At 74.5% G+C, this 13,950-nt stretch carries 12 protein-coding genes; 10 read left to right on the top strand and 2 right to left on the bottom strand.

Going from position 1 to position 13,950, the window contains the following annotated elements; translation table 11 throughout:
* Nucleotides 1–99: 99 nt before the first annotated feature.
* Nucleotides 100–1,302, bottom strand: coding sequence for an amino acid deaminase/aldolase (locus tag ACZ45Q_RS19110; RefSeq protein ID WP_468262373.1), 1,203 nt, complete (start codon nt 1,300–1,302; stop codon nt 100–102).
* A 1,462-nt stretch (nt 1,303–2,764) separates the two neighbouring features.
* On the opposite strand from ACZ45Q_RS19110, the gene ACZ45Q_RS19105 reads away from it, so the two are divergent.
* From ACZ45Q_RS19105 to ACZ45Q_RS19095, 3 genes are all read left to right on the top strand, one after another.
* Nucleotides 2,765–3,598: a hypothetical protein gene (locus tag ACZ45Q_RS19105; protein ID WP_468262521.1), complete on the top strand. Its 834-nt coding sequence runs from the start codon at nt 2,765–2,767 to the stop codon at nt 3,596–3,598.
* Nucleotides 3,595–4,782, top strand: coding sequence for a type VII secretion-associated serine protease mycosin (gene mycP / locus ACZ45Q_RS19100; protein ID WP_468262371.1), 1,188 nt, complete (start codon nt 3,595–3,597; stop codon nt 4,780–4,782). The genes ACZ45Q_RS19105 and mycP overlap by 4 nt, the downstream gene beginning before the upstream one ends.
* Nucleotides 4,783–4,845: 63 nt before the next feature.
* Complete coding sequence (locus ACZ45Q_RS19095; RefSeq protein WP_468262368.1) at nt 4,846–5,577, top strand: SseB family protein; 732 nt, start codon at nt 4,846–4,848, stop codon at nt 5,575–5,577.
* Nucleotides 5,578–5,691: 114 nt separating this feature from the next.
* On the opposite strand, the gene ACZ45Q_RS19090 is transcribed toward ACZ45Q_RS19095, so the two are convergent.
* A complete protein-coding gene (locus ACZ45Q_RS19090) occupies nt 5,692–6,051 on the bottom strand; it encodes a DUF1844 domain-containing protein (RefSeq protein WP_468262365.1) in 360 nt (119 codons plus the stop codon).
* A gap of 385 nt (nt 6,052–6,436) precedes the next feature.
* Between ACZ45Q_RS19090 and infC the strand changes: the two genes are divergently transcribed.
* From infC to pheT, 7 genes are all read left to right on the top strand, one after another.
* Nucleotides 6,437–7,063 carry a translation initiation factor IF-3 gene (gene infC, locus ACZ45Q_RS19085; RefSeq protein ID WP_468262518.1) on the top strand — a complete coding sequence of 209 codons (627 nt, stop codon included), beginning with the start codon at nt 6,437–6,439 and terminating at the stop codon, nt 7,061–7,063.
* Nucleotides 7,064–7,174: 111 nt separating this feature from the next.
* Nucleotides 7,175–7,369, top strand: coding sequence for a 50S ribosomal protein L35 (gene rpmI / locus ACZ45Q_RS19080; protein ID WP_030577024.1), 195 nt, complete (start codon nt 7,175–7,177; stop codon nt 7,367–7,369).
* 110 nt (nt 7,370–7,479) lie between these two features.
* Entirely contained in the window at nt 7,480–7,863 is a 384-nt protein-coding gene (rplT, locus tag ACZ45Q_RS19075) for a 50S ribosomal protein L20 (RefSeq protein WP_003977226.1), read from the top strand.
* Nucleotides 7,864–8,027: 164 nt separating this feature from the next.
* On the top strand, nt 8,028–8,873 hold the full coding sequence (locus tag ACZ45Q_RS19070) for a TrmH family RNA methyltransferase (protein ID WP_468262362.1): 846 nt from the start codon (nt 8,028–8,030) through the stop codon (nt 8,871–8,873).
* Between the two features lie 50 nt (nt 8,874–8,923).
* Complete coding sequence (locus ACZ45Q_RS19065; protein ID WP_468262359.1) at nt 8,924–10,063, top strand: sensor histidine kinase; 1,140 nt, start codon at nt 8,924–8,926, stop codon at nt 10,061–10,063.
* A 161-nt stretch (nt 10,064–10,224) separates the two neighbouring features.
* Nucleotides 10,225–11,343: a phenylalanine--tRNA ligase subunit alpha gene (gene pheS, locus ACZ45Q_RS19060; RefSeq protein WP_468262356.1), complete on the top strand. Its 1,119-nt coding sequence runs from the start codon at nt 10,225–10,227 to the stop codon at nt 11,341–11,343.
* A complete protein-coding gene (pheT, locus tag ACZ45Q_RS19055) occupies nt 11,343–13,865 on the top strand; it encodes a phenylalanine--tRNA ligase subunit beta (RefSeq protein WP_468262353.1) in 2,523 nt (840 codons plus the stop codon). The genes pheS and pheT overlap by 1 nt, the downstream gene beginning before the upstream one ends.
* Nucleotides 13,866–13,950: the final 85 nt, after the last annotated feature.

The raw sequence follows: 13,950 nt of genomic DNA, 5'->3' as shown, positions 1-13,950 counted from the left end.
GGACTGACGGGTTGTCGGGCTGTGCCGGTCTGACGGGCTGTCGGTCTGACGGCCCGACCCGTCCGGCAGGGGTCTGGGGCCGGGGTGGCCGGGTGCGCCCTAGAGAAAGGTGCGCCCCTCACCCCGGTACGTCGGCACGGTCGCCGTCACCGCGTCGCCCTCGACCAGGTGCAGCGCGTCGAACCGCTCGCACAGCTCACCGGCCTTCGCGTGCCGGAACCACACCTTGTCCCCGATCAGCAGATCGTCGGCGACGGACCCCAGCAGCGGCGTCTGCACCTCGCCGGCGCCCTCCTGCGGGTCGTAGCGCAGCCCCTCCGGCAGATACGGCACCGGCGACCGGTCGGGTCCGGCCGCACCGGAGGCGGGATAGCCGCCGCCGAGCACGGTCACGACCCCGACGCCCGGCCGGCGCACCACGGGCTGGGCGAACAGGGCCGCCGGACGGCCCCGGAACGACGTGTAGTTGTCGAACAGCCGTGGCACGTACAGCCCCGAACCGGCGGCGACCTCGGTGACCGCGTCCTCCGCCGCCGTGTGCTGCACACTGCCCGTGCCGCCGCCGTTGACGAACTCCAGGTCCGGCACGAGCGCCCGGACCGCCCGCACCACCGCCGCCCGGCGCTCCGCCAGCTCCCGGCGCGCCGCGGCCTGCATCAGCCGGATCGCGCGCGACCGCAGCGGCCGGCCCGCCACCGCGTCCCCGACCCCGGCGACATGCCCCTCGTACGCCATGATCCCCACGACCCGGAACCCCGGGCGCCGGGCCACCGACCGGGCCAGGCCGGCGACTTCGGCGGGGGAGTGCAGCGGCGAGCGGCGGGCCCCGACCCGCACCCGCCCGCCCAGCAGCCGCAGCGAGGTGTCCAGCTCCAGGCAGACCCGGACCTCCTCCCGCCCCCCGTCGCGCGCCGCGTCGATCAGGTCCAGCTGCGCCGGATCGTCGACCATGACGGTCACGGCGGCGGCGAGCTTCGGATCGGCGGTCAGCTCCGCGTAACCGGCGCGGTCCGCCGACGGGTAGGCGAGCAGCACGTCGTCCGTCCCGGAACGCGCCAGCCACAGGGACTCGGCCAGCGTGAACGACATGACGCCCGCGAAACCGTCCCGGGCGAGGACGCGTTCGAGCAGCGCCCGGCAGCGCACGGACTTGCTGGCGACCCGGACCGGCTTCCCGCCGGCCCGGCGCACCAGGTCGTCGGCGTTGGCGTCGAAGGCCTCCAGGTCGACGATGGCCAGCGGGGCGTCGAGATGGGCGGTGGCCCGGTCGTAACGGGCCCGGTCGGCGGCGCGCGCAGTCATGGACGCAGCCTGCCAGAAGGGATTACCGCAGGGTAGGGGGACGATCCGGGCCAATGCCACGGGGGCGTGGACTGGTTCCCCCTCGCGCCGGATCACGCCGTAGAGTGACGCGCACGCACGGCGGAACGGCCCGGGCACCGGGTCCGGCGTCCGCGCCCGGACCGTCCGCTCCGGGATGGCGGTCCGTCCGTGCGGGTATGCGTGCCGGGAGGAGCGTGCACCGCGTACCGCGTCACGAGCAACGGCCCGGGCACGAGGAAACGGGGGGTGCATGAGCACGGAAGCGCCGCGCACCCGCGCCTCCTTCCCCCCGCGCCCCGCGACGCCGCCGCCCCCGGCGGCCCCACCGCGCCCCGCCACCCCGCCCGCCGCCACCTCCCAGGGCGACCCCGCACCGCACCGTCCCGCCCCGGAGCCCTCCGCGCCGTCCCCCTCCGCGTCGCGGTCGGTCGCGCGCACCTCCGGCGCAGGCCTCGCCTCCCCGCCCCCGCCGCGTGCCTCCGCCCGCTTCCCGGACGCGCCGCCGACCGTGGGCCTGCCGACGGCGGCGGACCGGAACGCGCGCCACGAGGGCGACGGCACGGCCGGGGAGCCGTCCCGCCCGGCAGCGCCGGCCCACCCCCGTCCGGCGCCCCCCGCCGAGAACCCGTCGGAGACGACGACCCGCCTCCGCCCGATCCCACCGGCCTCCCCCTCCGGGCCGCCCGACGACCGGAACACACCCCCTCCCCACCCCGCCGACCGCCCGACAACGCCTCAGCCCGCCCCTCCGGCCCCCGCCCAACCCGACCGCTCGGCACCCGGCCGGCCCGGCCGCCCGGCGACCGGTCATCCCAGCCGTCCGGCATCGGGTGAGCCGGGCCGTCCGGTTGTCGGTCAGCCCGGCTCTTCGGCATCGGGTCAGCCCGGCCACCCGTCCGTCGGCCGTCCCGGCCCATCGGCACCCGGTCAGCCCGGCCGGCCGGGTGCCGCGTCCGGCGCGGAGTGGTCCCGGGGCGAGGCCGAGCCGGCCGGCCGCCCCGGCGCGGGCTCCGCCCCGGAGCCGGCTACCGCTTCCGACACGGCTGCCGCCTCCGACGGGCGCTCGGTGCCGGACGGGGGCCCGACACCGGAAGGGGCCTCGCCGCCGGACCGGGGCCGTCCCGCGGCGGAGAGGGCCCCGGCGTCGTACGACGACTCGGTGTCGTACGGGACTTCGCGGGCCGTCACCCCCGGCCGGCCGGGCCCCGTCGGCCGAGCGGCGGCCCGTCGCTCCGAGCGTTCGGCGGGCGAGGAGCCCGGCGGGCGAGGCGGCGAGTCCCGCGCGGAGCGGGACCGTGCCGGGTACGGGGTGGCGCCCGGCCACGGGGACGCCCCCCACGCCCCCGCGCTGTTCCCGGCCGGGGACGAGGCGTCCCCGCGGTTCGGGACCGAGGCCGGCCCCCGTGGTGAACGGAGTGCGGTCCCGGGGCCCGACCCGGCGCTGTCCTGGGGGGCACCGACGGTGCCCGGCGAGGAACCGGGCGGATACGACCGTGGACGGACGGCACGGGCGTTCGGCGGGCGGATGCGCGGGCAGGCCGTCGCCGCCGGTGTCTGCCTCGTGCTCGGCCTCGGACTCGTCGCCGGAGCCGTCACCGGCAGCTGGCTCACCGGCGAGCCCGGCGAGGACGGCGCCCGCAGCGGCTTCGCGGCGGCCGGCGAGCTGTGGCACAGCGTGCCGGTCGACCAGCTGTTCCCGCCCACCGTGGAGGGCCGCGGCGCCGGCCCGGGCGGCGCCGACCGCACCTGGACCCGGATCGCCGTCGCCCCCGACGGCGGCTGCGCGGACGCCTTCGACCCGCTGCTGCGCAAGGCCCTCGCCCCCGTGGGCTGCGCCCGCCTGCTGCGCGCCACCTACACCGACGCCACCCAGAGCCACGTCACCACCGTCGGCCTGCTGTTCACCAAGGCCGACGCCGCCGCCATGACCACCCTGGCCCGCAGGTTCGACCGGGAGGGCCTGGACCGCCGTACCGACCTGATGCCGCTGCCGTACGCCGCGAAGGACACCGTCGCCGCGGACTTCGCCGCACCCCAGCGCGCCGCGTGGACCGTCTCCGTCCTCACCGACGCCCCCGTCGTCGTCTACGCCGTCTCCGGCTGGGCCGACGGCCGCACCGTCGACGACCCGCAGCCCGCCGAACAGGCCATGGCCTCCGGCGAGACCGCCGCCCCCGCCCAGGCCGGCCTCGGCCATGAGGCCCAGGGCCTCGCCGACCGCATCGAACGCGGCCTGCGCAAGACCGCCGAACCGGCCACGGAGCAGCCGTCGTGACAGCCGCCAGGACCCGCCGCCGCACGGCCCTCGGCCTCCTGGTCGCCGCCGCCGTCGCCCTCGCCCCGGCCACCACCGCGCACGCCGACGGCATCCGCGCCAAGCAGTGGTCGCTGGACGCCATGCACATCGACGAGGCCTGGCAGACCACCCGGGGCGCCGGCGTCACCGTCGCCGTCCTCGACACCGGCGTCGACGCCGACCACCCCGACCTCGCCGGAAACGTCCTCACCGGCAAGGACCTGGTCGGGTTCGGCGCCGGCGAAGGCGACCGCGCCTGGGCCCGGCACGGCACCGCGATGGCCGGGATCATCGCCGGCCACGGCCACGGCCCGGGCAACGCCGACGGCGTCGTGGGCATCGCTCCCGAAGCGAAGATCCTGCCCGTCCGCGTCATCCTGGAGGACGGCGACCCGGCCCGCGCCAAGGCCCGCAAGACCCGCGGCAACGCCCTCGCCGAGGGCATCCGCTGGGCCACCGACCAGGGCGCCGACGTCATCAACCTCTCCCTCGGCGACGACTCCGCCTCCGCCCACGCCGAGGCCGCCGAGGACGAGGCCATCCAGTACGCCCTGGACAAGGGCGTGGTCGTCGTCGCCTCCGCGGGCAACGGCGGCGAGAAGGGCGACCACATCTCCTACCCGGCCGCCTACCCGGGGGTGATCGCCGCCACCGCCGTCGACCGCTACGGCACCCGTGCCTCCTTCTCCACCCGCCGCTGGTACGCCACGGTCAGCGCCCCCGGCGTCGACGTGATCATCGCCGACCCCGACCGCAAGTACTACGAGGGCTGGGGCACCAGCGCCGCGGCCGCCTTCGTCTCCGGTGCCGCCGCCCTGGTCCGGGCGGCCCACCCCGACCTCACCCCGGCCCAGATCAAGCGGCTGCTGGAGGACACCGCGCGCAACGCCCCCGAAGGCGGCCGCGACGACTCCCGCGGCTCCGGCTTCGTCGACCCGGCCGCGGCCATCGAGGCGGCCGGCCGCCTGAAGCCGCAGGGCCTCACCTCGGCCGCGTACGGCGACGAGTACTTCGGCCCCGGCCCGGACACCGACACCCCCGGCGACGACCCCTCGGACTGGGCCGCCCCGCTGGCGGGCGGCGCCGGCGGCGTCCTGCTGGTCGCGTCCGTGGTCCTCTGGCGCGGCCGGCGCCGCCGCCTCGGGGAGTTCCAGGACCTCTAGGGCCTTCTGCGAGGGCCATGGCCCCCGCCGGGGCGACCGGCGGGCCCCGATAGGGTCGGAGCCGTGGTGAACAAGAACATCCCCGACCCCGGCTTCTCCGACGACGACGGCTCCGCCGACCCCCGGCTGAGCGCCGCGCTCGCCGCCTGGGCCGAGGACCGCACCGCCGTCCCGCCGGTGCTGGAGGCGCTCAAGGGCGCCCGGCTGCTCGTCCCCGTCGTCGCCGTGCTCGGCGAGGTGGAGGAGGACGAGAACGGGCTGCGCCGCGAGAAGACCAGCGACATGGCCGTGCCCACCCTCAAGGCGGCCGGCCGCACCGCCCTGCCGGCGTTCACCTCCACCGACTCCCTGGCCCGCTGGGACCCGGCGGCGCGCCCCGTCGCCGTACCCCTGCACCAGGCGCTCCGAGCGGCGGCGCACGAGAAGGCGGACACGGTCGTGCTGGACCTGGCCGGGCCGGTGCCGTTCGAGCTGACCGGCCCCGTCCTGCTCGCCCTCGCCGAAGGACGCACGACCGTCGACCCGCTCGCCGACCCGGCGGTCGTCGCGGCCGTGCGCGCCGCCGTCGCCGCGGAGCCCGCCGTGCTCCGCGCCCACCTCGCGCCGGGACAGGCCGACGGCACTCTCGCCCTCGTCCTCGACCCCGCCGCGTCCGCCGCCGGGGCCGCCCGCGCCGTGGCACGGCGGCTCGCCGCCGACGAGACGCTCAGGGCCCGCCTGGTGCGCGGCCTCGACCTGGCGGTGCTGCCGGCCGAGGCCGTCCCACCGGGCGAGCCCCTGTACGTGAAGGCCTAGCCGTACACGTACGTGAAGGCCTAGCCGTACGCGAAGGCCCAGCCCGGCCCTGTGACGGCCCAGCCCGGCCCTGTGAACGGCTCAGCCCGAGCCTGTGACCGCCCGGCGGCCGGCTCAGCCCCCGTAGACGGGACCCGTGTACTTCTCGCCCGGTCCCTGTCCCGGCTCGTCCGGCACGAGCGACGCCTCGCGGAACGCCAGCTGGAGCGACTTCAGGCCGTCGCGCAGCGGCGCCGCGTGGAACGAGCTGATCTCGGTCGCGCTCGCGTCCAGCAGCCCGGCCAGCGCGTGCACCAGCTTGCGGGCCTCGTCCAGGTCCTTGTGCCGATCCCCCTCCTCGGTCAGACCGAGCTTGACCGCGGCGGCGCTCATCAGGTTGACGGCGACCGTCACGATCACCTCGACCGCCGGGACCTCGGCGATGTCGCGGGTCATGGCGTCGAAGTCGGGGTTCTCAGGAGGGGTCTCACTCATGCCGCACACGATAGGCGCAGGCCGGGCCGGACCCGCACCCAGTGTCGGTTCGCCGTTCCCCCGGCGAGCTGCTAATCTGGAGCAACGACCGGTCGGACGCGCGTGCCTCATGGCAGCGGGCCCGGCCCACAAAGTGGAGGCTTTCGAACTCCCACCTTGCCGTCCTCCGGACGGCGGGTCACCGGTCAGGCGGCAGACGTCCCCGAGGCGGCGGCCGACCTTGAAAGCGCGCCCCGCGATCCCCGCGGCGGTGCTCCGGTAGTTCGAGGAGCCCCGCCCGTGATCGTCCGGGGCGTTTTTGCTGCCTCGGCTCGGTCAGGTCTCACAACACAGACGTTACGCGGCTGTCCGCCAGACCGTCGCGTGGTGCTACCGAGGAGGATCCATCAGCGCCGAGCCCCGCATCAACGACCGGATTCGCGTTCCCGAGGTGCGACTTGTCGGTCCCAGCGGCGAGCAGGTCGGGATTGTCCCGCTTGCCAAGGCCCTGGAGCTTGCGCAGGAGTACGACCTCGACCTCGTAGAGGTCGCGGCGAACGCCCGTCCGCCCGTGTGCAAGCTCATGGACTACGGGAAGTTCAAGTACGAGTCGGCCATGAAGGCCCGTGAGGCGCGCAAGAACCAGGCGCACACGGTCATCAAGGAGATGAAGCTCCGGCCGAAGATCGACCCGCACGACTATGACACCAAGAAGGGTCACGTCGTCCGGTTCCTCAAGCAGGGCGACAAGGTCAAGATCACGATCATGTTCCGTGGTCGCGAGCAGTCCCGGCCCGAGCTGGGCTACCGGCTGCTCCAGCGGCTCGCGGAGGACGTCCAGGACCTCGGCTTCGTGGAGTCGAACCCGAAGCAGGACGGCCGCAACATGATCATGGTCCTCGGTCCGCACAAGAAGAAGACCGAGGCGATGGCCGAGGCCCGTCAGGCGCAGGAAGCCCGCAAGGCGGAGGCGAAGGCCAACCCCGGCCGCTCGCAGAACCCTGCGGACGCCGAGGAGCCTGCCGAGGCGTGATCCCCGGGACGCCAGTCCCAGGCATCAGTAACCGAAACAAGAGCGACGCTCCACCGTGCCCGGTTTCACGACCGGGCATCGGAGCGCCACCGACGAGGAGAGAACGGCGCTATGCCGAAGAACAAGTCGCACAGCGGTGCCAGTAAGCGCTTCAAGATCACCGGCTCCGGCAAGGTGCTCCGTGAGCGCTCCGGCAAGCGCCACCTGCTCGAGCACAAGTCGTCCCGCGTGACGCGTCGCCTCACCGGCAACGCCGAGATGGCCCCGGGCGACGCCAAGAAGATCAAGAAGCTTCTCGGCAAGTGACGCCCCGGCGCCTGATCGTCCGATCAGTGAGCGCCGTACGTCAGGACCGGGACCCAGTCGTTCTCGGGCCGTGTGAAGACCCCCACGGCCCCGCTACAAGGAGTTAACAAGTGGCACGCGTCAAGCGGGCAGTCAACGCCCACAAGAAGCGCCGGGCGATCCTCGAGCAGGCCTCCGGCTACCGCGGTCAGCGCTCGCGCCTGTACCGCAAGGCCAAGGAGCAGGTCACCCACTCGCTGGTCTACAACTACAACGACCGCAAGAAGCGCAAGGGCGACTTCCGTCAGCTGTGGATCCAGCGCATCAACGCCGCTGCCCGCGCCAACGGCATCACGTACAACCGCTTCATCCAGGGTCTGAAGGCCGCCAACGTCGAGGTCGACCGCAAGATCCTCGCCGAGCTGGCCGTCAACGACCCGAACGCGTTCGCCGCGCTCGTCGAGGTCGCCCAGAAGGCGCTGCCGAGCGACGTCAACGCGCCGAAGGCCGCGTGACGCTGCGCTGGCTCTGAGCCGACGTGAGTGTGCGGACCCGTGGGATCACCCGCGGGTCCGCTTGCGTCTGCCGTCTTCTGCCGTCTCGCGGGTGCCGGTCCGTCGTGGTTTCTCGCGCAGTTCCCCGCGCCCCTTCCGGGGCGCTTCCCCGGAGGTACGTCGCCATGGTTGCTGCTCCTGAGCTGATCTCCCCCCGTTCCCCCCGGGTCTCCGCCGCGCGGCGGCTGGCCAAGCGGAACTTCCGGGGCAAGGAGCGGCTGTTCCTGGCCGAGGGGCCGCAGGCCGTACGGGAGGCGGCGGCGTACGCCGACACGCTGGTCGAACTCTTCGCCACCGTCGAGGCCGCCGAGCGCTACGCCGACATCATCGGCGCGGCCCGGGACACCGGGGCCCGCGTGCACCTCGCCGCCGAGCAGGTGATCGCCGACATCTCCACCACCGTCACCCCGCAGGGCCTGGTAGGGATCTGCCGGTTCCTGGACACGCCCTTCGAGGACGTCCTCGCCGCCCGCCCGAAGCTGGTCGCCGTCCTCGCCAACGTACGCGACCCCGGCAACGCGGGCACCGTGCTGCGCTGCGCCGACGCCGCCGGCGCCGAGGCCGTCGTCCTCACCGACGCCTCCGTCGACCTGTACAACCCCAAGGCCGTCCGGGCCTCCGTCGGCTCCCTCTTCCACCTGCCCGTCGCCGTCGGCGTCCCCGTCGAGCGGGCCGTCGCCGGGCTGCGGGAGGCCGGCGTCCGGGTGCTCGCCGCCGACGGCGCGGGCGAGGACGACCTCGACGCCGAGCTGGACGCGGGCACCATGGGCGGGCCCACGGCATGGGTCTTCGGCAACGAGGCCTGGGGGCTGCCGGAGGAGACCCGCGCCCTCGCCGACGCCGTCGTCCGGGTCCCCATCCACGGCCGGGCCGAGAGCCTGAACCTCGCGACCGCCGCCGCCGTATGTCTCTACGCGTCGGCGCGTGCACAGCGCGCCGCCGGAGGGTGCCGCTCCGTCACCGGGAGCTAGTAGGGTGACCAGCTCGGGGCCCCTGCGCGGTCGAGAGGTGGGGTACGGGGATGCACGTCGGCACGAGCAGCGCACCGGGAGCACGTCAGGCGCGGCGCCCGCCCACGCCTCGCCGGCACGGTGATCTCGCCGACCTCGGTCTCGACCCCGACCAGCTGCCCGACGGCCTCGTCGTCGCCGACGAGCACGGGCGGGTGATCTGCTTCAACGCCGCCGCCGAGCGCATCACCGCCCGGCGCGCCGCCGACACCCTCGGCCGGCGCCTGGAGGCGGCCCTGCCGTTAGAGGACCTCGAGGGGCGGCGCTGGTGGCAGCTCACCGATCCCTACGGCGGCCTCGCCATCCGGGTCCGGCAGCCGGAGCGGAACCTGCTCCTGCCCGGCGGACGGGAAGTGCTGGTCGCCGCCCGCTACGTCCGCACCCGCCCCACCGGCCCCCTGCACCGCCTCGTCGTCACCCTGCGCGACACCGAGGCCCGCCGTCGCACCGAGCGCAGCCACGCCGAGCTGATCGCCACCGTCGCCCACGAGCTGCGCTCCCCGCTCACCTCCGTCAAGGGCTTCACGGCCACCCTGCTGGCCAAGTGGGAGCGCTTCACGGACGACCAGAAGCGGCTGATGCTGGAGACCGTCGACGCCGACGCCGACCGGGTCACCCGGCTCATCGCCGAACTCCTCGACATCTCGCGGATCGACAGCGGACGCCTAGAGGTGCGCCGCCAGCCCGTCGACATCGGGGCCGCCGTCGGCCGCCACATCCAGGCCTACGTCGCCGCCGGCCAGCCCGCCGACCGCTTCCTGCTCCGGCTCTCCCAGCCGCTGCCCACCCTGTGGGCCGACCCCGACAAGATCGACCAGGTGCTGAGCAACCTCCTGGAAAATGCCGTGCGCCACGGCGACGGAACCGTCACCATCGACATCACGGCCACGGCGTCACCCCGCGAGGGAGAGGACGCCGGCACGTCGGTCACGGTGAGCGACGAGGGGCCCGGCATCCCGGAGGAGTCCATGAACCGCGTCTTCACCCGCTTCTGGCGGGGCAGCAAGCGCGGCGGCACCGGCCTCGGGCTGTACATCGTCAAGGGCATCGTCGAGGCCCACGGCGGCACCATCACGGTCGGCCGCGCCCCCGGCGGCGGCGCCGAGTTCCGATTTACGTTGCCCGTGAGCGCTCCGGCCTACCTGGCCTGAGGCCCGCGGGCTCATCCGCACACCCCCGCCCCGTTAGACTCGGCCTTTGGCACCTTTGTGTCCTGCACACGGCCCACGCCTGGTGGCCAGCCGGTGACGAGGACGTCAGCCGGGGGCACCTCCCAGCGGTAGCTGGGGGACAATCGGAAGCACGGGAAGAGATGTCGGCACCCAATAAGTCGTACGACCCTGTCGAGGTCGAGGCCTTGAAACCGGAAGAGATCGAGCGCATGCGGGACGAGGCGCTCGCCGCCTTCGCCGCCGCGGACTCCCTCGACGCGCTCCAGGAGGCCAAGGTCGCCCACACCGGCGGCACCTCCCCGCTGGCGCTGGCCAACCGTGAGATCGGCGCCCTGCCCCCGCACGCCAAGGCCGAGGCCGGCAAGCGCGTCGGCCAGGCCCGCGGCGCGGTGAACAAGGCCCTGGCCGCCCGCCAGGCCGAGCTGGAGGCCGAGCGCGACGCGCGCGTCCTGGTCGAGGAGGCCGTGGACGTCACGCTGCCCTACGACCGTGTCCCGGCCGGCGCCCGCCACCCGCTGACGACGCTGTCCGAGCGGATCGAGGACATCTTCGTGGCCATGGGCTACGAGGTCGCCGAGGGCCCCGAGGCCGAGGCCGAGTGGTTCAACTTCGACGCCCTCAACATCGGCCCCGACCACCCCGCCCGCGGTGAGGCCGACACCTTCTTCGTCGAAGGCCCCGAGGGCGCCGGGTCCGGCGTCGTGCTGCGCACCCACACCTCGCCCGTGCAGGTCCGCTCGCTGCTCGACCGCGAGCTGCCGGTCTACGTGATCTGCCCCGGCCGCGTGTACCGCACCGACGAGCTGGACGCCACGCACACCCCGGTCTTCCACCAGGTCGAGCTGCTCGCCGTCGACGAGGGCCTGACCATGGCCGACCTCAAGGGCACCCTGGACCACATGGTCCAGTCGCTGTTCGGCGAGGGCATGACGACCCGGCTGCGGCCGAACTTCTTCCCCTTCACCGAGCCGTCCGCCGAGATGGACATGGTGTGCTACGTCTGCCGCGGCGCCTCCGTCGGCAACCCCGACCGGCCCTGCCGCACCTGCTCGTCCGAGGGCTGGATCGAGCTGGGCGGCTGCGGCATGGTCAACCCCCGCGTGCTGCGGGCCTGCGGTGTCGACCCGGAGAAGTACAGCGGCTTCGCCTTCGGGTTCGGCATCGAGCGGATGCTGATGTTCCGCCACAACGTCGAAGACATGCGAGACATGGTCGAGGGTGACGTCCGGTTCACCCGGCCGTTCGGGATGGAGATCTGATGCGGGTCCCGCTTTCTTGGCTGCGGGAGTACGTCGACCTGCCGGAGACGGAGACCGGTCGGGACGTGCAGGCCAAGCTGATTTCGGCCGGCCTGGAGGTCGAGACCGTCGAGCACCTCGGCGCCGACCTCAAGGGCCCGCTGGTCGTCGGCCAGGTGCTGACCATCGAGGAGCTGGAGGGCTTCAAGAAGCCGATCCGCTTCTGCACCGTCGACGTCGGGCAGGCCAACGGAACCGGCGAACCGCAGGAGATCGTCTGCGGCGCCCGCAACTTCGCGGTCGGCGACAAGGTCGTCGTGGTCCTGCCCGGCGCCACCCTGCCCGGCGGCTTCTCGATCTCCGCCCGCAAGACCTACGGCAAGGTCTCGCACGGCATGATCTGCTCCAGCGACGAGCTGGGCATGGGCGACGACGGGACGCACGGCATCATCGTGCTGCCGCCGGAGACCGAGGTCGGCCGCGACGCCATCGAACTGCTGGAGCTGGTCGACGAGGTCCTGGACATCGCCGTCACCGCCAACCGCGGCGACTGCCTGTCCATCCGCGGCGTCGCCCGCGAGACCGCCATCGCCTACGGCCTGCCGCTGCGCGACCCGGCCCTGCTCGACGTACCCGGCCCGAACGCCTACGGCTACCCGGTGAAGATCGCCGACCCCATCGGCTGCGACCGCTTCACCGCCCGCACGGTCACCGGCCTGAGCCCCGAGGCCCGCTCGCCGATCTGGCTCCAGCGGCGCCTCCAGAAGGTCGGCATGCGCCCGATCTCGCTCGCCGTCGACGTCACCAACTACGTGATGATGGAGCTGGGCCAGCCGCTGCACGCCTACGACCGCGGCCTGGTCCAGGGCACGATCGGCGTACGCCGCGCCGAGGAGGGCGAGAAGATCGTCACCCTCGACGGCGTCGAGCGGACGCTGCACGCCGAGGACCTGGTCATCACCGACGACCGCGGCCCGATCGGCCTCGCCGGCGTCATGGGCGGCGCCAACACCGAGATCGCCGACCGCACGGACGCCGAGGGCGCCGCGGCGGCCACGACGGACGTGGTGATCGAGGCCGCCCACTTCGACCAGGTGTCCGTCGCGCGCACCGCCCGCCGCCACAAGCTGTCCTCCGAGGCCTCCCGCCGCTTCGAGCGCGGCGTCGACCCGCAGGCCGCGGCGGCCGCCGCCCAGCGCACCGTCGACCTGCTGGTGCTGCTCGCGGGCGGGTCCGCCGAGGCCGGGGTCACCGAGGTCAGCGCGCCCTCCGCGCCGCACACGATCACCGTCCCGGCCGACCACCCCGACAAGGTCGCGGGCGTGACCTACGGCCGCGAGACCGTCGTACGCCGCCTCCAGGAGGTCGGCTGCGATGTGTACGGGCAGGACGAGCTGATCGTCACCGTCCCGTCCTGGCGGCCCGACCTCACCGACCCCAACGACCTCGCCGAGGAGGTCATCCGGCTCGAGGGCTATGAGAACCTGCCCTCCACCCTGCCCAAGCCGCCCGCCGGCTTCGGCCTGACCGGGCGCCAGCGGCTGCACCGCCGCGTCGGCCGGGCCCTGGCCGGCGCCGGATACGTCGAGGCGCCGAACTACCCGTTCGTCTCCGAGCAGGTCTTCGACCAGCTCGGCCTGGAGGCCGACGACCCGGCGCGCCGCGTCGTGAAGCTGGTCAACCCGCTCAACGACGAGGAGCCCGCGCTGCGTACGTCGCTGCTGCCGGGCCTGCTCGGCGCGCTGCGCCGCAACGACGGCCGCGGCAGCCACGACCTCGCGCTGTTCGAGACCGGACTGGTCTTCCGGCCGCGCGAGGAGCGCCGCGTCGCCGCGGCCCTGCCCGTCGACCGGCGGCCCGGCGAGGAGGACCTCGCGGCGCTGAACGCCGCGCTGCCCGAGCAGCCGCGGCACGTCGCCGTCGTCCTGGCCGGGGCCCGTGAGCAGGCCGGCTGGTGGGGCAAGGGCCGCCCGGCCGACTGGGCCGACGCGGTCGAGGCCGCCCGGACCGTCGCCCGCGAGGCCGGTGCCGAGCTGATCGTCCGCAAGGGCCAGTACGGGCCGTGGCACCCGGGCCGCTGCGCCGAGCTGACGGTCGTGGTGGACGGCGCCGAGCGGGTGGTGGGCCACGCGGGCGAGCTGCACCCGCGCGTGCTCAAGACGCTCGGCCTGCCGTCGCGCACCTGCGCGATGGAGCTGGACCTCGACGCCGTGGCGCGGGCCGGTGACGACACCCCGCAGGCGCCGGGCATCTCCACGTACCCGGTCGCCACGCAGGACGTCGCCCTCGTCGTCGACGCCTTCGTCCCGGCCGCGGAGGTCGAGGCGGCGCTGCGCGACGGGGCCGGCGAACTGCTGGAGGGCATCCGGCTGTTCGACGTGTACGAGAACGCCGAGCAGCTGGGCGAGGGGCGGAAGTCCCTGGCGTACGCGCTGCGGTTCCGGGCCGGTGACCGGACGCTGACCGTGGACGAGGCGTCGGCCGCGAGGGACGCGGCGGTGGCGCTCGCGGGCGAGCGTACGGGGGCCGTGCTGCGCGGGTGAGCGCCGTGGGGGACCGCGTGGATCGCCGGTGCCGCCGGGCGGTGGGTGAGCGCGCGGTTCCCCGGGCCCCGGCCGCCCCGTTGGG

The sequence above is a fragment of the Streptomyces sp. NPDC031049 genome, from assembly GCF_055571015.1.
The sequence above is the reverse complement of the archived record's forward strand: the minus strand, read 5'-3'. Positions and strand labels throughout refer to the sequence as shown.